The organism is Streptomyces pratensis (genome assembly GCF_016804005.1).
Classification (GTDB): Bacteria; Actinomycetota; Actinomycetes; order Streptomycetales; family Streptomycetaceae; genus Streptomyces; species Streptomyces pratensis_A.
In genome coordinates, this window is sequence record NZ_CP051486.1 from 2,393,342 (window position 1) to 2,412,382 (window position 19,041).

General features: G+C 69.6%; 19 protein-coding genes. 15 read left to right on the forward strand and 4 right to left on the reverse strand.

Annotated elements, in window-relative coordinates; translation table 11 throughout:
* Nucleotides 1-121: 121 nt before the first annotated feature.
* The 9 genes from HED23_RS36020 to HED23_RS10375 all read left to right on the forward strand — a co-directional run bounded on the left by HED23_RS36020 (nucleotide 122) and on the right by HED23_RS10375 (nucleotide 10,201).
* Nucleotides 122-280, forward strand: a complete 159-nt coding sequence (locus HED23_RS36020) for a DUF6302 family protein (protein WP_308381898.1) — start codon at nucleotides 122-124, stop codon at nucleotides 278-280.
* A 44-nt stretch (nucleotides 281-324) separates the two neighbouring features.
* Entirely contained in the window at nucleotides 325-528 is a 204-nt protein-coding gene (locus HED23_RS10340) for a DUF5999 family protein (RefSeq protein ID WP_037830893.1), read from the forward strand.
* Nucleotides 525-1,178, forward strand: a complete 654-nt coding sequence (locus HED23_RS10345) for a hypothetical protein (protein WP_203183104.1) — start codon at nucleotides 525-527, stop codon at nucleotides 1,176-1,178. Before HED23_RS10340 ends, HED23_RS10345 begins: the two co-directional genes overlap by 4 nt.
* A 188-nt stretch (nucleotides 1,179-1,366) precedes the next feature.
* On the forward strand, nucleotides 1,367-1,546 hold the full coding sequence (locus HED23_RS10350; protein WP_203183105.1) for an FxLD family lanthipeptide: 180 nt from the start codon (nucleotides 1,367-1,369) through the stop codon (nucleotides 1,544-1,546).
* Between the two features lie 176 nt (nucleotides 1,547-1,722).
* Nucleotides 1,723-4,752 (forward strand): lantibiotic dehydratase, encoded by a 3,030-nt coding sequence (locus HED23_RS10355; RefSeq protein ID WP_203183106.1) that lies wholly within the window; start codon nucleotides 1,723-1,725, stop codon nucleotides 4,750-4,752.
* On the forward strand, nucleotides 4,749-6,014 hold the full coding sequence (locus HED23_RS10360; RefSeq protein WP_203183107.1) for a lanthionine synthetase C family protein: 1,266 nt from the start codon (nucleotides 4,749-4,751) through the stop codon (nucleotides 6,012-6,014). The genes HED23_RS10355 and HED23_RS10360 overlap by 4 nt, the downstream gene beginning before the upstream one ends.
* A gap of 21 nt (nucleotides 6,015-6,035) precedes the next feature.
* Entirely contained in the window at nucleotides 6,036-8,105 is a 2,070-nt protein-coding gene (gene fxlM, locus HED23_RS10365) for a methyltransferase, FxLD system (protein ID WP_203183108.1), read from the forward strand.
* Nucleotides 8,106-8,195: 90 nt separating this feature from the next.
* Nucleotides 8,196-9,332 (forward strand): hypothetical protein, encoded by a 1,137-nt coding sequence (locus HED23_RS10370; protein WP_203183109.1) that lies wholly within the window; start codon nucleotides 8,196-8,198, stop codon nucleotides 9,330-9,332.
* Nucleotides 9,333-9,520: 188 nt separating this feature from the next.
* Nucleotides 9,521-10,201, forward strand: a complete 681-nt coding sequence (locus HED23_RS10375) for a topology modulation protein (RefSeq protein ID WP_420803028.1) — start codon at nucleotides 9,521-9,523, stop codon at nucleotides 10,199-10,201.
* 15 nt (nucleotides 10,202-10,216) lie between these two features.
* Here the strand turns inward: HED23_RS10375 and HED23_RS10380 are convergent, their stop codons facing one another.
* Genes HED23_RS10380 through HED23_RS10390 form a run of 3 tightly spaced genes read right to left on the reverse strand, consistent with a single transcriptional unit; the run spans nucleotide 10,217 to nucleotide 13,030 of the window.
* Nucleotides 10,217-11,395 carry a cytochrome P450 family protein gene (locus HED23_RS10380; RefSeq protein WP_203183110.1) on the reverse strand — a complete coding sequence of 393 codons (1,179 nt, stop codon included), beginning with the start codon at nucleotides 11,393-11,395 and terminating at the stop codon, nucleotides 10,217-10,219.
* A 4-nt stretch (nucleotides 11,396-11,399) separates the two neighbouring features.
* Nucleotides 11,400-12,584 carry an MAB_1171c family putative transporter gene (locus HED23_RS10385; protein WP_109878745.1) on the reverse strand — a complete coding sequence of 395 codons (1,185 nt, stop codon included), beginning with the start codon at nucleotides 12,582-12,584 and terminating at the stop codon, nucleotides 11,400-11,402.
* Nucleotides 12,581-13,030, reverse strand: a complete 450-nt coding sequence (locus HED23_RS10390) for a regulator component (protein WP_238441908.1) — start codon at nucleotides 13,028-13,030, stop codon at nucleotides 12,581-12,583. Before HED23_RS10390 ends, HED23_RS10385 begins: the two co-directional genes overlap by 4 nt.
* Nucleotides 13,031-13,470: 440 nt before the next feature.
* Here HED23_RS10390 and HED23_RS10395 point away from each other — a divergent pair, with 440 nt between their 5' ends.
* Entirely contained in the window at nucleotides 13,471-14,316 is an 846-nt protein-coding gene (locus tag HED23_RS10395) for a helix-turn-helix domain-containing protein (RefSeq protein WP_203183111.1), read from the forward strand.
* A gap of 41 nt (nucleotides 14,317-14,357) precedes the next feature.
* Here HED23_RS10395 and HED23_RS10400 read toward each other — a convergent pair whose 3' ends face one another.
* On the reverse strand, nucleotides 14,358-14,804 hold the full coding sequence (locus HED23_RS10400) for a Secondary metabolite protein (protein ID WP_109878747.1): 447 nt from the start codon (nucleotides 14,802-14,804) through the stop codon (nucleotides 14,358-14,360).
* Nucleotides 14,805-15,227: 423 nt separating this feature from the next.
* On the opposite strand from HED23_RS10400, the gene HED23_RS10405 reads away from it, so the two are divergent.
* The 5 genes from HED23_RS10405 to HED23_RS10425 all read left to right on the forward strand — a co-directional run bounded on the left by HED23_RS10405 (nucleotide 15,228) and on the right by HED23_RS10425 (nucleotide 19,024).
* Entirely contained in the window at nucleotides 15,228-15,551 is a 324-nt protein-coding gene (locus HED23_RS10405; RefSeq protein WP_203183112.1) for a transcriptional regulator, read from the forward strand.
* Nucleotide 15,552: 1 nt separating this feature from the next.
* Nucleotides 15,553-16,572 (forward strand): hypothetical protein, encoded by a 1,020-nt coding sequence (locus HED23_RS10410; RefSeq protein WP_203183113.1) that lies wholly within the window; start codon nucleotides 15,553-15,555, stop codon nucleotides 16,570-16,572.
* The gene (locus HED23_RS10415; protein ID WP_203183114.1) at nucleotides 16,572-17,276 is read left to right on the forward strand and encodes an ATP-binding protein; all 705 of its coding nucleotides are present in this window, start codon (nucleotides 16,572-16,574) and stop codon (nucleotides 17,274-17,276) included. Before HED23_RS10410 ends, HED23_RS10415 begins: the two co-directional genes overlap by 1 nt.
* Before the next feature lie 117 nt (nucleotides 17,277-17,393).
* On the forward strand, nucleotides 17,394-17,960 hold the full coding sequence (locus HED23_RS10420) for a WhiB family transcriptional regulator (RefSeq protein ID WP_203183115.1): 567 nt from the start codon (nucleotides 17,394-17,396) through the stop codon (nucleotides 17,958-17,960).
* Nucleotides 17,957-19,024 carry a DUF2637 domain-containing protein gene (locus HED23_RS10425; protein ID WP_203183116.1) on the forward strand — a complete coding sequence of 356 codons (1,068 nt, stop codon included), beginning with the start codon at nucleotides 17,957-17,959 and terminating at the stop codon, nucleotides 19,022-19,024. Before HED23_RS10420 ends, HED23_RS10425 begins: the two co-directional genes overlap by 4 nt.
* Nucleotides 19,025-19,041: the final 17 nt, after the last annotated feature.

Below are 19,041 nucleotides of genomic sequence, written 5' to 3' on the forward strand. Positions count from 1 at the left end.
TGAGGTGGGACTCGACCTTTGCGTCGTGCCTGCAGGTGACCCGCAGGGCGCGGCATGACCGCGATTGAAGAGACCTGCGCGTGCAGTGGTCGTCTCACCCGGCTCCCTGCTTCGTCGTCGAGTGGGGGAGAAGCCACTCACGCTCGAGGGCGACCGCACTGCCACCACCCTGGGGCGCTTCTACGGCTACGGCGAAGCAGCCATAGCGGCCTTCATGGGGCGGTGCCACAAGTCCCCCTCTTCGGCCGTGCCCGAACCGTGTTCCCCCACGGCACCGTAGCTGGCCGAAGAGGGCCCAACTTCCCACCCGAGAGGACGAGCACCATGTGTGCGCACAACCCGCCGTGCCCCACGGCCATGGCTCCCGACAGGGAGGCCGCGCGCCCTGTCGCGCACCGCCCTGAGCAGGGCTGGAGCCTGCTGTGCAACGGAGTGCTTGTCTTCGAGGACACCGGAGAACTCCTCCCCGACGGCCGTATCGTCGCCCCCCACCGGCCGCTCGCGCTCACGGTCGGAAGCGCGGCATGACGATCACCGCAGCCGACCTGGTCGTTCCGTACATCACCGCCCGTGAAGGCGAAGAGGCGGACTCCCTCCTCAACCTGAACGTACGCATCGGTCCTGACCGGCGCCCGCGGCTCGGGTACAAGGACGAGGCAGGGCCCGACCGAGATCTCCGCGGCGTGCTGTGGGCCCGGTACTCCATGTCACTCGGCTTCGCGGGACAGCCCACCGGGAACCCGAGGTGGCGGCTGGTGCACCCGCTCCGCCAGCGCATCACGATGGCGCTCCTGCGCTGCCAGGTGTGCACGGTCCCGCTGAAGCGTAGCGACGGCATCCTCTTCGTAGAGACGGCCGACGACGGCGACGACTACACCGGGCCGGTGAAGACCGCGCAGCCGCCGGTGTGTCTGGAGCACGCCCGGATGGCGGCCCGGCGGTGCCCCCGTCTCCGGAGCCAGGGCCACGTCGCCCTTCTGGCCAAGCGTTTCCCGCTCTACGGCGTCATCGGCACCCCGTACCAGTACACCGCCGACGGCATCCAGCCTCTCGCCGCCTCGGACGCTCCACTGCCCTACAACCACCCCCAGATCGGCTGGTTTCTCGCCTCTCAGCTCGTACGCGAACTGCGGGACTACGAGGTCGTCAGCCTGGACGATCTTGTGCCCGCCGCATAGACGGCCACTCGGCGGTTCTGGGCGAAGGACCGGACCGTCGAGCGGCACCCCAGAGCTTCCCGGCCCGACCATCGGACCGGGATGGCCAGAACCTGAACCCGTGGCGTAGCCCCGTCGCTACGCCACGGTCCTCAGTGCGCTGGCAAGTACCACCTGTCCTACACACCAACGAATCACCTGGAGTTGTCATGACGCGAATCGTCACCAAGAGCACCACCCAGGTCCAGGAGCCGACGGTCGGCGGCCAGTCGGACGGGTTCGACCTGAACGTCTCCCTCCTGGAGGTGTCCGACGCGGCTGGGCTGACCGTTCTGACCGACGACGGGTGCGGCAGCTCCTGCGGTGCCTGCGTCACCTTCACCGACTGACCCTGACCGTCTGAACCCGGTCATCAGGTCATGAACCGCGGTCGGTGCTGGCGCGCTACTTGGCGCGTCGGCTCCGACCGCCCCTCCAGACGCACGAAGGGACACGTCACGTGGCTATACCCCCAGCGTTCAAGGCGGGCACGACCGCCCTAGTGCGCGCAGCCGCTCGACCGTCGATGACCCAGCTTCCCCTACCGGACTTCGACGACCGGTCCTTCCGAGCTGAGGAGCTGGAGGAGGTCACCACCGGACGCCTCGCCTGGATTCGCAGCATCTGGCACGACCCGGGCATCGCACAGGCCCTCCGTCATGCCAGTCCGGTTCTCGCCGCCGAAGTCGAGGTCCTGGAGAGCGCTAACTCCCCTTCTACCCGCGAAGTCCGCCGCGTTGGAGTGTCGGTGGCGCGCTACCTCCTGCGCGCGCTGCACCGGGCCACGCCGTTCGGACTGTTCGCCGGAGTCACCACGGCCACCTTCGACGCCGAGCCCCACGCCCGCTGGGGCCAGAACCACGTGGTCGTGGCCCGCGCCGGTGCGGAGTGGGTGGGGAGGCTGATCGAGCAGTTAGAAAGGAGCGGAGAGCTGCTGCCGCTCCTGTCAGTCGTCGTCAACAACACCACCTTCGAGCGCGACGGCAGTCTCGTCGTCCCCTACCAGGACGACGGGCCGACTGGTCAACGGCGAGCGGTCGAGGCGTCCGTCGAGCTGTCGGCGCCGGTCCGGCTTATTCTCCGCGCGGCTGACGCGCCGATCCGGATCGGGGAACTCGCCGAGAAGCTGATGGCCGAGTTCCCGGCCGTGGCCCCGGAGCGCGTCAAGCGGCTCCTCGCCGGCCTGGTGCGGCGGCGCGTACTGATCACCAACCTCCACGCGCCGGCGACCGAGATCGACGCGCTCGGTCACCTCGTTACCCAGCTCGACGCGGTCCGTGCCGAGGACATTCGTCTCCTGGCGCCCGTCGTCCAAGAGCTGCGCGCCGTCCACGCCGGGCTGGAGCAGTGCGGCACCACAGAGGGCCGGGACGCGGTAGCGACCCGGATGCGCGATCTGGTGCCGGGCCTCCGCCGTCACCCGCTCGCCCTGGACCTGTGCCTGGACGCCACCGTGGTGCTCCCCGATCTGGTCGCCCGCGAGGTCGAGCGCGCCGCCACGATCCTCACCAGGATCTGCGCCCGCCCGTACGGCACCGAGTCGTGGAACGAGTACCACCAGCGGTTCTACGAACGGTTCGGCGTCGGCACGATGGTGCCGCTGCTGGAGGTGGTCGCGGACAGCGGCATCGGCTACCCCGACGGATACCCGGGCGGGCCGACCGGAGCGAGCCGCCGGCGCCTGTCGCCGCGGGACGACGTGCTGCTCGGCCTCGCCCAGGCCGCCGCGCTCGACGGCCGCGACGAAGTCGTACTGACCGACGAGATCGTGGCCGCCCTGGACCGAGGCCCGCAGGAGCCGCGGATACCGTCCCACCTGGAGGTGAGTGTGCGGCTGCACGCGGCCACCCTCGCCGAAGTCTGCCGTGGGCGGTTCACCGTGGAGTTGACCAGCGTTTCACGCGGAGCCGGGGTTACCGCCGGACGCTTCCTCAGCGTCCTCTCGACCACACAACGCGAGTGCCTGCGCGCGGAGTTGGCTGACCTACCCACGGCTGACGAGGGCACGGTGGCGGCGCAGCTTTCCTTCCCCGCGCTGCTGCCCGACAGCACCCACGTCACCCGAACCCCGCGCGTGCTGCCGTTGGTGATCAGCCTGCAGGAGCACCGCGCCCCCGACGCCGCAGTGCTCTCGCCGGCGGATCTGGCGCTGGCGTGCGACGGCCGCCGGATGTACTTGGCGGCTCCGGACCGCGGGCTGCGCGTCGAGGCCGTCGGCATGCATGCACTGAACCTTGCCGAGCACACCCCGCCGCTGGCGCGGCTGATCACCGAGGTGTCCCGGGCGCAGAACGCCCAGGTCACCCGGTTCGACTGGGGCGCCGCCGCAGCGATGCCGTTCCTCCCTCGCCTGCGCTACGGCCGCATCGTGCTGGTCGCGGCCCGCTGGAGGTTGGAGGCCGGCGACCTCCCCGACCGTCACCGCCCCGGCGCGGACTGGGACGCGGCGCTGTCCGGCTGGCGGGAGCGCCGGCGCCTGCCGCAGCACGTGCACCTCGTCCAAGACGACCGGCGCCTGCCGCTCGACCTCGATGAGCCCGGCCACCGGAGCCTGCTGCGCCAGCACCTCGACCGCGCCGGTACGGCGCTGCTGACGGAAGCCGCTCTTCCCGGGGCGGACGGCTGGACCGGGGGCCGGGCCCACGAGATCGCGGTGCCCCTCAAAGCGGTCCGGTCTCCGGCCTGGCCTGCCCTTCCCACGCCGACCACCGCCCGCACGCTCTCCCCAGCCCAGATCCAGACCCCGGCCACCTCCCCGGTGCTCCTCGTAGCCCTGTACGGCGACCCGCGGCGTCAAGACGCCCTGCTGACCCGGCACGTGCCCGACCTGATGCGGCGCCTCGGCTCTCCTCGCTGGTGGTACGTCCGATTCCGCGACCCCCGGCAGCACCTTCGCCTGCGGATCGCGCTGCCGGACCCGGAGGACTTCGCCGACACCACCCACACGGTCAGCGTCTGGGCCGACGAGCTGCGGACCGCTGGGCTGTTGGCGGACCTGCGCTACCCCACCTCCTACCGCGAGACGGGCCGGTGGGGCTCCGGACCGGCATGGGCCGCGGCCGAGGCCGTGTTCCGCGCGGACTCACTGGCCACGGTGGCGCAGCTCGCCCAGCCCGTCCGGCCCGCGCAGCGCACGCTCGTGGCCGCGCACTTCTTCGCCATCACCTCCGCCCTCCTCGGCAGCCCGGACGCCGGCGCGCGCTGGCTGATCGACCACATCGAGCCGACCGCACCAAACCCGGTACCCCGCTCGCAGTTCACCGCCGCCGTGCGGCTGGCAGACCCGCGCGGTGACTGGGCGGCCCTGCGGTCAGCGCCCGGCGGCGCCGCGATCGTGGACGCCTGGGCCGAGCGCACCGCTGCGCTCGCCGCGTACGGGCCGCACCTGTCCGGCCCCCACGCCGACGGCATCGCCGTGGACGGCGTGCTGGCCTCCCTGCTGCACGTCCACTTCGTGCGGCATGTCGCGGTGGACTTCCCCGAGGAAGAGGTCTGCCAGTACTTGGCCCGGGCCGCCGCCCTGGCCTTCACCGCCCGTGCCGGGAGGCGACCGTGACCCACACAGCAGCCGCGGTGGCCGCCGCCATCGCCGACCGGCTCGCCCACCCCGACCAGGCGCCGACGGCGGCCACTGACGACGCCAGCCGGCAACACCTCGCCTACGGCCCGACAGGCATCGCCCTGTTGCACATCGAACGCGCCGCGGCCGGGCTTGCCCCCTGGCAGCGCGCCCACGACTGGCTGGCCGCCGCGACCCGCGAGCCCTTCACCAGCGGACCCGACAGCCACCCCTTCTACGGCGCCCCGGCGCTCGCCCATGCCGTGGCGTGCGCCGCCGACCAGCTTCCGGACTCCTACCGGCGCGGCCTCGATGTGCTGGACCGGCAGGTGACGGCGGACGCCCGGAGGCGCCTTGACCTCGCGCACCGCCGGATCGACGCCTGGCAGCTTCCGGCGCTCGCCGAGTTCGACGCCATCCGGGGCCTGAGCGGGTACGGCGCCTACCTGCTGCGCCGCGACCCGGCGGGCCCGGTGACCCGGGCCGTTCTCGACTACTGCGTGCGCCTGACCGAGCCGGTCATCCACAGCCGCGAACGCCTGCCGGGCTGGTGGGTACTGACCGGGTCGTCCGGCCGTCCGGACGACCACTTCCCCGGCGGGCACGCCAACCACGGCATGGCGCACGGCATCGGCGCGGTCCTCGCGCTGCTGGCGCTCGCCGCCCGCCGCGGCACCACCGTCACCGGCCACCATCAGGCGATGCGCACCATCCTGGCCTGGCTGGAGCGGTGGAAGGTGCCCACCGGGCGCGGCACGGCTTGGCCGTACTGGATAACCCGCGAGGAACTGCGCAGCGGGCGGCCCGCGGCCTCGGCACCGCGGCGGCCGAGCTGGTGCTACGGCACCGCGGGCTTGGCCCGTGCCCAGCAGCTCGCCGCGCTCGCCCTCGGCGACAGCGATTTCCAGGTCGAGGCCGAGGCCGCCTTGCTGGACGCGCTGAGCGACCGCGTGCAGCTTCGCGTCACGACGGACAACGGCCTGTGCCACGGCTTCGCCGGTTTGATCCACATCGCGGCGCGTGCCGCCGCGGATGCCGACCGGGCCACCGCCGGCCAGCTCCGCGCAGCCATCCCCGTCCTTCTCACCGTGCTGGTCCCGCCCGGCTCCGCCCCCGGCGACGCCGCCGCCCTGCTGCTGAAGGACGCGGCGGGCGCCGGTCTCCTCGACGGCGCCGCCGGAACCGCGCTGGGACTGCTCACCGCGGACAGCACGGACCCGCCCCGCACGGCCTGGGACGCCTGCCTACTCACCGCCTGAACCCGACCGAAGGACTTCTCGATGTGCCCCGACCGCTGGCAGCAGCACAACATCACCTTCCCCGACCAGGACACCGGGCGACGGGCTGTCACGGAACGCCTCGCCCCCGTTCTGCTCGCCGCCGAGGCCGACGGGCAGTTCAGCGGCTGGTGGTTCATGAACAAGCAGCCCTGGCGCCTCCGGTACGTCGCCGACCAGCCGTCACCGACCGTGCTGACTCTGCTGCACGAGTGGGTGGCCGACGGCACCGCACAGTCCTGCACGACCGGGAACTACGAGCCGGAGACCGAGGCGTTCGGCGGGGCGGACGCCATGACGTCCGCGCACGCCCTCTTCCACGAGGACAGCCGCCACCTGCTCACCTATCCCGTCAAGGACGGGCACCTGGGGCGGCGCGAGACCGCCATCCTGCTGATGAGCAGCCTGATGCGCGCCTCGGGTCTCGACTGGTTCGAGCAGGGCGACGTGTGGGCGAAGGTCTCCGCACTACGCCCCGGTACCGGCACGCCCGGGTCTCCGCGCCTTACCTCGGCAATGCGGACTCTGATGACCACCGAAGCCCGCAGCCTGTGCCGCGAGCGCGGGCCGCTGGACGGCCACGGCGACTGGGTCGCCGCCTTCGAGCGTGTCGGCACCACGCTCGCCTACCTTGCCGCCCAGGGCGACCTGACCCGCGGACTACGCGCCGTCATCGCGCACCACGCCATATTCCACGCCAACCGTGCCGGTCTGCCGTCCGCCGACCAGCACACCCTGTTCAACATCGCACGAGAGGCAATCATGGGTTCGAGTGAAAACACCGCGTCACCAACCAAATCAGGCTTTGCGGCCCATAGCGTCAGCACGGTGAACACCGACACACTCACCGCCCCCGGGGCCAACGCCGAACAGCTCCGCAACGCCCTGGTCGACCAGATCAAGGCCGAGGGCCACGCCCGCACCCCCGCGGTCGAGGCCGCCCTGCGCGCCGTGCCCCGGCACCTGTTCGTCCCTGACACCTCGCTGGCCGACGCCTACGACAACAGCCCGGTCAACGTGAAGTACGACCCCGAGGGCACCTCGATCTCCTGCGCCTCCCAGCCAGCCGTCGTCGCCCTCATGCTGGACCAGCTCGAAGCCCAGCCGGGCGAGCACATCCTCGAACTCGGCGCCGGTACCGGCTACAACGCCGCCCTGATCGGCCACCTCGTCGGCCCGAGCGGACACGTCACCACCATCGACGTCGATGACGACCTGGTCGAAGGCGCCCGAGCCCACCTCGCCGCCGCTGGAGCCACCAACGTCGAAGCCCTGACGCGCGACGGCGCCCTCGGCCATGCCGAAGGTGCCCCGTACGACCGGATCATCGCCACCGTCGGCGCGCACGGCATCCCCCACGCCTGGCTCGACCAGCTCGCCGAGGGCGGCCGACTCGTCACCCCGCAGCGACTCACGGGCAGCGTCTCGCGCTCCATCATCTACGTGGCGCGCGAAGGCCGGTGGCATTCGGTCGGCTCGGAGATGAACACCTTCATGCCGCTGCGCCGGGGCATCGCCGACGACGACCGCCGCGCCGTGCCGCTCAGCACGGACGGCGCCGTGCGCCTCCAGGCCCCGGCCGGCCTGGCGCTCGACGCCGACGCCCTTGCCGGTGTCCTTGACCAGCCGCGCGTCGAGGAGTGGACCGGGATGACGGTCTGCGCGGGGGAGTCCCCGGAATGGATGGAGCTGTTCGTCTCCTGCGTCGTGCCATCCGGGCTGATCCGGATGCTCTTCCCTCAGTCCGCCAAGGGCACGGTGCTGACCGATGACCCCTACCCCTCGGCCACGGCCGCCGTCGAGAAGGGTGCCGTCACCTATCTCGCACGGCGTCCCTCGGAGCAGAAGACCCCCGAGGGCGACAAGCTCTGGGAGTTCGGCGTCATCGGCCACGGCCCCGGGAGCGACGAGCTGGCCGCCAAGGTCGCCGAGGCCGTCCGCGCCTGGGACCGCGAGTACCGCGGCCGGGTCGCCACCTTCGAGATCCTGCCACTCGACGCGCCCGCGGACGAGCAGCCCGGTGTCTTCGTCCTCGGCACCCCGCTGAACCGCGTCCGCGTCACCTGGCAGTAGCTGATCCGCCTGCGTGGTGCCTGCCGACAGGCCGGCGGGCACCACGCGGCCCTTCCCCGCTCCTCGTCGTCTTCATCCCCGGGGGACCTCATGGACCTGAACGGACCCATAGCCCAGCGCTTTCCGCTCATCTACCGATTCCGACCCGCGTGCCTGCCCTTGCCCCGGCGCGTGCACGGCTTGGCCGAACTCGCCGACGCCGCAGCCGCAAAGGCTGACCAGGGCCTCGCCTCGGCCGTCTACAACCAGGCCGCCCTCATTGCCTCCGACCTAGGGCTGCCCGACCTCGCGCGGAAGATGTGCCACCAGCACGCCGCCGCCTACCTCCACGCCACCCCCCTGCCCGGCATGACCGCGATCCGCGCCCTCGAACCCGTGGTGAACCTCGCCCGCCTCCAGATCCGCGCGGGCGCCGCCGACGACGGGCGCCACCGTCTGCTGCACCTCTTCGACGCCGTCACCAAAGGCACCAGCGCTCAGTTCGAGGGGGTCCACGTCCCGGCCGACCTCACCCTCACCGACAGCGACCGCCACGAGGTGCGCACCTGGCTGTGGAAGGTAGTCCTGGCCGACGGCACCCGCACCCTGACCACGGCCGGCCGCTGGGCGGAGGCGCTGGCCCACATCGAGGAACACCGGGGCATCGGGCAGCGCATGCTGGACGGCCGCCAGGTCGCCGTCCTGGCCGCACTCAGCCACACCCCCACCGACGCCGCAGCGCTCATCACCATGACCACACCCGGAGAACGCTGGGAGAACGCCGTCACCGGCTGCCTCGACGTGATGTGCAGAAAGGCCCTTCGCGGCCCGGCCGTACCCCTCCTCGACACGCTGGTCGAGGACTACGTCGAGCACCAACCCGACCAGGGCATGACCGTCTTCGATACGCGCCTCGGCCTGACGATCCTGGGCCTGCTGGAGCCGCACCAGGAAGACGCAGCGCACCGGATGGTTGCAGAGCTCCACCGCCGGGCCGCCGCGGCGACCGACGGCTACGCCGCTCGCGAGTGTTTGGCTGACCACCGGTTCACCAGCCTCGCCGAGCCGCACCAGATCGAGGCGGCCCGACAGCTTGTCCGTGCATGCGCGCTGGGCAGCGGCAGCCTCCCCGAGCCCTGGCTCGCAAGGATGACAGAGGCATTGCGGGGCAGCGACGAGGTGATCCGCGCCAGCGTCGGACACTCCCGCCCACAGCAGGAGGGACTGGTGCACCGGGCTGAGGCGTAACGCCTGGGCAGCCAGAGCAGCCCACCCTGCCCGGCGTCGAGCACCAGGGGAGCCAGGGCGCGTAGCGACGCTCATCGTCGGTAGAGGGCTCTATGAGCGACGAACGGAACAGGTAGGAGAGAGGCCAGACACAGCACGTCCCGCGAGTCGGCTCGCCGATCACCTCAACCTCTCTACGCTGGAGCACCATGAGGAAGGTCGCCATCGTCGGCTGCGGAGGCAGTGGCAAGTCCCACGTGGCCCGTGAGCTCGGCAGGGTCCTCGACGCCCCGGTGACGCACCTCGACGCCGCGTTCTACGACGACCAGTGGAACGCGTTGCCCATGAACAAGTTCACCGACGTGCAGCGCGAGCTGGTCTCGCAGCCGCGGTGGGTGATCGACGGCAACTACAACTCGACGCTGCAGGTACGGCTCGAAGCCTGCGACACGGTGGTCCTGATGGACGTGTCGACCGTGGCGGCCCTGTACGGGATCTTCTCCCGGCAGATCCGGCACGGGGCCGGCCACAAGGGCAACGGAGTGCACAACCGCATCCACTGGGGCGTGATCAAGTACATCGCCACGTACCGGCGCAAGATGCGACCCCGCGTGATGGCGAAGATCGAGGAGTTCGGCGCGGGCGCCGACGTGGTGTTGCTGGCCACCCGGCTCCAAACGCGCCGCTGGTTGCGGAGAAGGTGGCCGTCGAGCAGTCCTGACCGGCTCGCGCCCCCTGTCTGGGGGCGCGGGATGAACGAGCCCAATCCGTTTGTCGCGGACGATGGCATAGCGGTGGGGACTCCAGAAGATTTGGCGCGAGCCAGCATCCTGCTCGCCCCGAGGCAGAAACATGACTTCCGCGCGCACGGCAAGCAGACGGTCTGCTGAGGGCTTGGCGAGCGGCTACACCAGGACAGGGAGCGACGCGAGCCCGCGAACGAGACGGGTGTGCCGCCACGCCAGTCGATCAGACGGAACGGCAAGTCGAACCTCGGGGAACCGCGTCAGGATCATCCGTAGGGCGATCTCAGCCTCGGCCTTGGCGAGAGGAGCGCCGACGCAGCGGTGGATGCCGTGGCCGAAGCTGAGATGGGCAGCGGTGTCTCGCTCCAGGTCGAGAATGTCCGGCGAGGGGAACCGTTTCGGGTCCCGGTTGGCTGCTCCGAGAGCGACCAGCACCGGTACACCGGCCGGGATGTCCGTGGCGCCGAGCCTGACCGCTTCGGTGGTGAAGCGGAATGTGGCTGTACTGACAGGGGACTCGAACCGAAGCAGCTCGTCGAGCACAGCAGGGACGTCGTCTGGATTCTCCCGAAGACGATGCAGCTGTGCCGGGTGCTGAAGCAGCGCCAGGACGGCGTTGCCGAGGAAGTTGGTGGTGGTCTCGTGCCCGGCTACGAGCAGCAGCGCCGCGAGAGAGACCAGTTCTTCCTCGCTCAGGTGATCGTCTCCGTCGCGAGCCGAGATGAGCCGGTCAAGCAAAGAGGTACCGGGGGACAGGCGCTTGGCGGCGATAAGGCTGGTCATGTAATCGGCCATCGAATGCGAGGCCGCGTCGACGACGTCAGGTCTTCCCGCCGCGAACAGTTCTGCGGACCACCGCTGGATGTCGGACCGGTCTCCCTCCGGTACTCCGAGTAGCTCGCAGATCACCAGGACCGGTAGGGGGACCGCGAGGCCGGCCACGAAGTCGAACTGCTCGCCGACGGGCCACTGATCCAGCAGCTCCTCGGTGACCTGGGCAATGAAGGGACGGAGCTTCGTGACGGCTCCGGTCGTGAACGCCTTGGTTACCAGCTTGCGCAGCCGGGTGTGCTGCGGTGGGTCGCTGGCGAGCATGGTGTGAGCCACAGCAGGGTGTAGCCGACGCTGTGTGCCCTTACCGGCGAAGAATGCGGCTGTGTCCTTCGATAGCCGAGCGTCGCCGAGGGCTTCCCGGGCTTCCGCGTAGCCAGTGACCAGGTAGCTGGTACGCCCGCCGGAGCCCGCGGGCACGGGCTGTACCGGACACGTGGACCGCATGGCCGCGTACGTGGGGTAGGGGTCCTGGGCGAAGCGGGGGTCCTGCGTCGGGTCGGTCATGCTCTCAGGCTCCAACCAGTTCTGGCCGGCCATCGTCTCTGACACGCCCGACACGGTTGACGTAAGCGTCAGCTACCAGAAGGAGCCACTCCGTGGCTGCCCGCAGATCCTTCCGGGAGGCGGCACCCGCGGCTGGCGGGGCGACGTCGTCGGCGACGCGGCCTGTTTTCAAGCCAGCCAGCGCTGCCTTCACGACAGCCGCCTCGACTGCCGCAGCACGTTCCTCTGTCCCAGTGCCGAAAGCGTCCTGGGCCGCCTCCTGTACTGCCCGGGGTCGGAACGCCCGAAGGGCGAGGTTGCCGTCGCTGATCTCTATGACCCGCCGCTGGAGCAGGAAGTCCGAGTCGTTCGAAGAGTCCTGGGCATCGTCTGCGGCGGTCAGGACGATCTCGGGCATCGCAGCTGAGAGATCCTGCCAGAGGGAGCTGAGCGCCTCGAAGGACTGCGCCTCCCATCGGCGGCGGCGGGCATGACTGAGCGGGTAGACCACAGCAGGCAGAGTGAGGCCAAGGCAGATCAGGAGGACGGCGAGTGCTGGCGAGGTCACGCTGAAGACGCACGGCATGGTCACGAGTGACGAGCATTCCGGGTGGTCGGGTATGAGGTGGAGACCCAGACCCAGATCGAGGAGCCGCGTCAGCTTGTACGCCGTGTAGACGAGCGCGAATCCGCAGCCGCCCGCTGCCAACCGGAGACCGATTCGTACGCTGCTGCGGCGCGTTGACTTCGACTGGCGCACGACTTGCACCAGGAAGTCGACGACGGCGAAGCTCAGGTAGGAGATGTACAGGAGCAGGTAGAGCGCGTACGCCTGCGGAGAGCGGTGGGCCATCTGCTCGTAGGCGAACAGGATGGTCATGCCGAAGGCCGACCCGGCGAGGAGGAAGAGGCGCAGTCGGATCCGGCGCTGTGCCTCTGCGGGCTCGAGGTTGAGCTGGAAGGAGACGGCCAGGACTGCCGTGGCGGCTGCCACCGAGGCGCAGTTGCTCAGCAACCGGGCGACGTGCGGTACTGCCGTCTCGGCAGCGTCCTCGAACAGCGGTGCGTAGGAGGCGAAGGCCAAGGCGAACGACGCGAGGAGCGCACCCATGGCCCACGTCCCGGTCGGACGTGGCGTGCCTCGCCCGAGCACCCAATAGCCGGAAGCCGCAGCGAGCAGGAAGGCCATGCCGAGGAAGACGGTGTTCATCGTGAGCGGAACCGCCGCTTCCTGATGGGCTGGGCAAAGAGTGCGTCCCAGCTGTCCGGCCCCTTCTTCGGCCGCAGAGAGGGAGATTCACGCTCGCGATAGATGCGCTGGCGGATGACCGTCGCCATCATCTCCGCTTCCCGTTCGTCGGCCGTCGAGTAGCTCGTGCGCCCGGACATGCGCGTCACCAGCGTGGGGTTCACACCGAGGATGCGGGCCATGTCCGTGTCGACCTCCAGACTCCCCGGGTGGTCGTAGTACACGTGGCACAGCTCGTGAGTCAGGATGTGTCTCTGGTGGTGGATAGACGTACCTTCCTCGTAGTAAAGGAGGTCGACCGTCGGGGTTTCGATCCTTATCCCACATGGCGCGTCAACTGCGCCGAGCGTATTCAGCGGCGCCATGACGATCGGCTTGCCGCGGAGATCTGCTATCGCGTCACGCAAATCACGCGTGCTGAAGCGGTGTGGCAGGGACAGTAGATCAACCTGCTCCTCACACGATGTGCGAAGTCGACTCTCGTCGATTTCTGGCAAAGGCACGCAAGTCCCCCTCCTCGGTTTCGGCGGTGCGCCAACTCGCTAGTGAGTACCAGCGATGAGGATGCCAAGCGGAAGGCGGAACTCACACTTCCGGGAACCGAGAGTTCCGGTTACGAAGGGTGATCGTGAGAAGCGCTGGAGCTGTGGATGGCGAGTTTCCCGGGCGTGGTCCGAGCGAGTTTGCGCTCGCTATCTCGGGGTGGAGGGTGCGACGTCGCAAGTAATTGAAGGATCGACTACCCGTTATGTCTGACTACGCTGAATGACTGACTCATGATCATTCGTCAGGCATTTCATGCAGGTTGTGGTGTACGTCACTCAATAGCGGCCCCTAGTCTCGCGTTATGGATTCTCGGGGCGGGCGGGATGAAGGTGGTGAACCCGTCGGCGAGTCTCTGCCTGAGCTGTTACGGGCGTGGCGTAGACGGGCGAATCCTCGACGAATCCCGGGCTTGGTGTCTACCGGGCGCCGGGGTGACGGACTCACGCAGCGTGACGTGGCCCGCCTGACGGGAGTCAGTGAGCGTTGGTATCGCGAGCTGGAGCGCGGCAATGAAGCCCAGTACTCGTCCGACTTCCTCGATCGGATCTCATCAGTGCTCGGGCTGAGCCCCGCCGAGCGTCGCGCGCTGTACTTGAGAGCCGTCGGCCGCCCTCCAGCGCTTGCTGTCGTGCTGGAGGCGGACAGGGCTGCGGAAGTGGACGAGTTTCTACTCCAGCGGTTTTTGGACGGTCAGATTCCCAATCCGGCCTTCGCGACGGACCTCGCGTGGAACGTGATCGGCTATAACGGTCCGCTGGTGGATTGGTTCCCCTGGGTCACTTACCGGGCCAATCAGATGAGATGGGCACTTCTGGACCCGGAGGCCCGCGAGCAACTCGTGAACTGGGAGCAGGACTGGGCGCGCCCATTTCTTGGGCAGATTCGCTATGAGCGCGCGCATCACCCGGAGAACGAGGCGCTGCGGCAACTGGAGCGCGACATTCTCGTGGAATCTCCGGCCGCACGGGAGATGTGGGAGCGGCGCGAGATGGCCGAGCATTCCCACGGTGACTTCCGCCGGCTCAGGCTTCCGTACCACCAGGGGCGGGAGGTCGCGATCCGCATCGTCGCATTGCGGCCGATGCGTAGTGATCACCTTCGGGTGGTCGTGCTGATGGAAGTCGACGAAGGCGGCGTCGGCTCCTGAGTGCCAGGAGGGGCATGCTCCGGAATGAAACCCAGATGTCCTCACTCGTCGTCGAGCAGCCCTGATTCGTCCGCCTCGTCCGGCATGCCCTCAAGTCGACGGGCTTGGTCGATCACGGTGTTCAGCATGTTCAGGCTGGACGCGCTGAGTCCGTTAGCGCGCAAGGCGACCCGGCGCACCCCCTGGTCGAGCATGGCGGCGATCACCTGGATCTCCGCGCGCTGCCGCTCGGCCTCCGCCTCGTCGAAGAAGTAGCCCGCACTCACCCCGAAGAACCCAGCCAGAGCCCGGATGGTCTGCATCTTCGGGTTCGTGTTGGTCCCGGTTCGAAGTTGCTGGATGGCGCTTGCGGAGATGGTCACGCCTGATGTGTCGCGGATGCCCTGGGACACCTCCGCGTACGTGTACGGGCTGCGCCCCTTCGGGTGCACCTCCCGGAACAAGTAGTCGAGCAGCTCCGCAAAGGTGCGCTCGTTCCTCTCGGTCATCTCCAGCCCTTCGTCATGCCCACCATCGTATCCACTTCAGTGGTGATCATGACCAGGGCGCTATGTGTATCGACATTGCAGTTGACGGAAGTGCGCAACTGCGGTGTACGTTAACGCTTGGAGTCGTCCAGTGCAGTGTTCAGCGCCTGGTCAGGGCATGTGGAGAGGCTGGACTTGTGTCAGGGCTCGCCATATGGTCCTGCTCCGCGCAAGGGAAACCGGTCGGGTGAGCCAGGAGGGGAGGGGGGATGTACGCACACGGGCCATGAGCCCGCAGGGGCGAAGGAGACCGGCGCCCGGGAGCTACCAACTCCCGAGGCGTCGGGCCGACAACCCCGAGGGGCATCGATTCACATCTCGCGGGCGGCGGGGCTTTTGCACGAGAACCGCCGCACCGCGTTCCTACGAACAACGGAGTATCACATGCTCGCCACGCCGAGCGTCAACCCGGCCTGCCCGGATACCCAACGACAGCACCGTCTCGCTGCTCAGCTAGCAGAGATGATCCCGGGCGCGACCACGATCCGAGTCAGCCTCACCGACCCGAGCCGGGCATGGCCACACCCGCGTGCCGCTATCCGGGACGAGGGCGGGAAGACCCTGGAGGTGAGCCGGACGACGGCGACGGTCGCTGCGCGCTGGATCCTGCGGGTCTGGCCGGAGGCGGACTGGACCCGGCCGCACACCTTCGACATCCAGCGGGCTGCCCTCACCGGCAGCGAGGTCGCCGCCGGTCGGAGCCGCTGACATGGCCCGGATACGCACCATCAAGCCGGAGGCGTTCTTCTCCGAGTCGCTCGCCGAAGTGAGCGTCGAGGCCGAGCGGACCTTCTTCGGCCTCCTCACGCAGGCCGACGACCACGGACGGCACCGCGACAACGCCGCGATCATCGCTGGGCTCCTGTGGCCCCTGCGCGCCGAGCACACCTCGGTCCACGTCGAGGACGATCTCCACCAGCTCGCGAGCGCCGGCCTGATCTGCCGGTACACCGGCTGCGACGGCCGCCGCTACCTCCACATCGTGACCTGGTCCGAGCACCAGAAGATCGACAAGCCGAGCCAGTCCCGCCTGCCCTCGTGCCCGCAGCACCAGGCTGCCGGCCGGTGCGGCCCCTGCAAGGGCAACTGCACAAAGCAGACCGAGGGCTCGCCCACCACTCCCGGAGGACTCGCCGAGACCTCGCCGAACTTTCCCCGACCCCTCGATCTGCCCGCCCAGGCCACCTCGACGTCTTCCGGGTGCGTGATCGTGTCCCCGGTCGACCGGCAGGCGGCCGCCGATCACCTGGTCGGCGTCCCTGGCCGCTCCGGAGCGGAAACCCCAGGTCAGGAGGCATTCCCCGAGGCCTCCTCGAACCTTCCCCGAAGCCTGCCCGAAGGCTCGGCGCCTGGATCTAGGATCTTGGATCCTGGATCTTCTCTCCCTACGGGGCGCACAGCGCCCGCAGCCGGCATCTCCGCCAAGGACCTGGTCGGGGAGTACGTCGCCGGGTGCGACCAGCGCCCCCCGAGCGACGTGATCGGGCACCTCGGGCGGATCATCAAGAAGCTCCTGGACGAGGGCATCGCACCGGCGCACATTCGAGCCGGGCTGGCGAATTTCACGGCCAACCCGAAGCACCCGAGCGTGCTGACCAGCATGGTCAACGAGGCGATGAACGCTCGCCCCGGCGGTTTGGCGCGGCCGGGAATCCGGCCTAACGTGCCCGCCCACCAGGCGTGGACCAACCCGGCCAACGCGTCTGCCGCCTACGCCGAGGAGCTGTGATGCACACCCGTCACCGCGAACCGCAGCTCCTCGGCAACGAAGCCACGCTGGAGCGCATGGCCAGGATCCTGGCTGCCCGCAACATTGACCCGGCCGACGCCGCGCTGCCGGACGACACCGAGCCCTTCTCGCCGCTTGACGCCCTGCTCGCCGGGATGCCCCCGCGCTATCAAGCGGCTGTAGCCGACCACCCCACGGTCCTGGAGTGGGTCCGGAAGGTCACCGACGCGGCCGTCGCCCCCAGCCGAGGAGCCCGACGACAGGTCACCACCGGACCTAGCCTGCTGATGGCCGGGGTCGTCGGCGCGGGCAAGACACACCAGGCGTACGGCGCAGTCCGAGCGCTGGTCAGCAGCGGGGTCGGTGTTCGCTGGCGCGCGACCACCGCTGCCGACCTCTACGCCGATCTCCGCCCCCGGCCCGGGGTCGACAGCGAGCGGGAACTGGCGGCGGTCAGCTGCTGCCCGCTGCTGATCATCGACGACCTCGGCGCGGCCAAGGCGAGCGAGTGGGTCGAGGAAGTGACGTACCGGCTGATCAACCGGCGGTACAACTACGAACTCCCCACGCTGATCACGACCAACCTGGCGATCAAGGACCTGCGCTCCTACCTCGGGGATCGCGTCGCCAGCAGGCTCGCGCAGATGACCACCCGAGTCGAGTTCGAGGCCGTCGACCGCAGACGCCACAGCGCCGCCGCCTGACCCACCGCAGGCCACCCCGTCGGACCGCGTCCTCGCAGCGCCGTCCCCCGGGCACCTACCGCCAGCGCACCTCTCCGCCGACGCCCCTGCGCGCGGAGAGCGATCGGAGCACCCCGCATGACCAGCACGATGAACGGCCCTGTCCACCACCGTCAGCTCGGCGACCAGACCTGGCAGGCCGACGCCGTCTGCCAGAGCACCGAGTACAACCCGGTGGACCCCGAAGTCTTCTTCCCCGAACCCGATGAGACCACCAAGATCGCCACGGCCAAAGCCCTGTGCGGCCAGTGCCCGGTCCGCCGAACCTGCCTGGACGCCGCTCTCGAAGGGGGTGACACAGACGGGATCCGTGGCGGCCTGACGGAGGAGGAGCGCGGGCCGCTGCACGACAAGCTCGCCAGCCGCCTCGACTACAGCCGCGTCAATGCCACCATCGCCGGGCGCGACGTGCACCTCACCCATGCGGAGCGCCGCGCGGTCGAGTACGCGGCCTACCGCCACGGGGTGAGCGAGCAGCGCCTGGCCTGGCTTCTGAAGGTCACCGAGGAGCACGCCAAAAAGCGATACCGCGAGATTCGCCGGGCCGAGCGAAACCGAACCCTGAACCAGCCCACCACGAACACCCCATCCCCCGAGACCAGCGGCGAGCGCCTGATCCGCGACGACTTCGGGACGGCGGCATGAACACCGCAAGCGCGCCGAAGACGGTGCACATATCCGGGTGGGACCGCGCGGCTGTCGTGGTCCTCGGGGGCGCGGGATGCGCGCTCTCGTACGACGCCCTGCAGCAGATGGCCGTCGCCATCCATATCCGAGGCTTCCTTACCTACCTGTTCCCCCTGGTGATCGACGGGTTCATTGCCTACGGCATCCGAGCCCTCCTGGTCCTGCGCAACGCACCCCTGCGCGCCCGGCTCTACGTCTGGACGCTCTTCGGCACGGCCACCGCCGCCAGCATCTGGGCCAACGCACTCCACGCGGTGCGCATCAACCAGGACACGGTCGCCGACACCGGCCTCCGGCTCGGTGACGCGGTGGTCGCGGTGCTCTCCACCATCGCCCCGCTCGCACTGGCCGGAGCAGTCCACCTCTACATCCTCATTGCCCGGGGCCCGGTCAAGGGCACTGACCGGCAGAACGTCGGTCAGCGCGGTCACCTCGGTCAGACCGACCGGGGTGACGACATCGAGGTCACCCGGACCGGCCGAGCCGGTCAGCAGCGGTCAGCGGCCGGTCAGGTCAAGTCCGGTCAGCCGGTCACCGCTCTGACCGACCGGCTGCCGCTGTCCCCGACCGACGAGGACACCGCCACCCGGTCAGCGACCGGAGACTCGACCCCAGCCACCAGCGGCCAGTCGGTCACCGACCACCGCAACTGGAGCCACGGTGCCCCTGACCTGCCGGGACAGGCGGACAAGGGGCGGACGGTCGCTGACCGCCCCGACAGTGCGGCCCCGGTCGGTGATGGCCAGGGCAGCCCGGCGGCGGTCATTGCCCCGCCGGTCACCTCGCCGCCGGTCACTGACCGGGCCGCTCGGCCGACTGATGACCGGCGTCCTGACCCAGACACCGAGGAGCTGCTGAAGATCGCCCGGTCGGCGGTCAGGGCCGAGGACAAACTGACCCGCAAGGTGGTCGCCCAGGCGATCCGAGGTCAGCAGATCCCGCTGTCCAGCGACACCCTGACCGCGCTGATGGCCCAGCTGCGCGAGCAGCACCGCCAGCCGGTCACCTCCTCCCGGCCCTGACCGAACATCCACGGAGT

Coding starts and splice junctions, on each gene's coding strand:
- HED23_RS10340 (WP_037830893.1), top strand. CDS start 325: ATGTGTGCGCACAACCCGCCGTGCCCCACGGCCATGGCTCCCGACAGG.
- HED23_RS10345 (WP_203183104.1), top strand. CDS start 525: ATGACGATCACCGCAGCCGACCTGGTCGTTCCGTACATCACCGCCCGT.
- HED23_RS10350 (WP_203183105.1), top strand. CDS start 1,367: ATGACGCGAATCGTCACCAAGAGCACCACCCAGGTCCAGGAGCCGACG.
- HED23_RS10355 (WP_203183106.1), top strand. CDS start 1,723: ATGACCCAGCTTCCCCTACCGGACTTCGACGACCGGTCCTTCCGAGCT.
- fxlM (WP_203183108.1), top strand. CDS start 6,036: ATGTGCCCCGACCGCTGGCAGCAGCACAACATCACCTTCCCCGACCAG.
- HED23_RS10370 (WP_203183109.1), top strand. CDS start 8,196: ATGGACCTGAACGGACCCATAGCCCAGCGCTTTCCGCTCATCTACCGA.
- HED23_RS10375 (WP_420803028.1), top strand. CDS start 9,521: ATGAGGAAGGTCGCCATCGTCGGCTGCGGAGGCAGTGGCAAGTCCCAC.
- HED23_RS10380 (WP_203183110.1), bottom strand. CDS start 11,395: ATGACCGACCCGACGCAGGACCCCCGCTTCGCCCAGGACCCCTACCCC.
- HED23_RS10385 (WP_109878745.1), bottom strand. CDS start 12,584: ATGAACACCGTCTTCCTCGGCATGGCCTTCCTGCTCGCTGCGGCTTCC.
- HED23_RS10395 (WP_203183111.1), top strand. CDS start 13,471: ATGGATTCTCGGGGCGGGCGGGATGAAGGTGGTGAACCCGTCGGCGAG.
- HED23_RS10400 (WP_109878747.1), bottom strand. CDS start 14,804: ATGACCGAGAGGAACGAGCGCACCTTTGCGGAGCTGCTCGACTACTTG.
- HED23_RS10405 (WP_203183112.1), top strand. CDS start 15,228: ATGCTCGCCACGCCGAGCGTCAACCCGGCCTGCCCGGATACCCAACGA.
- HED23_RS10410 (WP_203183113.1), top strand. CDS start 15,553: ATGGCCCGGATACGCACCATCAAGCCGGAGGCGTTCTTCTCCGAGTCG.
- HED23_RS10415 (WP_203183114.1), top strand. CDS start 16,572: ATGCACACCCGTCACCGCGAACCGCAGCTCCTCGGCAACGAAGCCACG.
- HED23_RS10420 (WP_203183115.1), top strand. CDS start 17,394: ATGACCAGCACGATGAACGGCCCTGTCCACCACCGTCAGCTCGGCGAC.
- HED23_RS10425 (WP_203183116.1), top strand. CDS start 17,957: ATGAACACCGCAAGCGCGCCGAAGACGGTGCACATATCCGGGTGGGAC.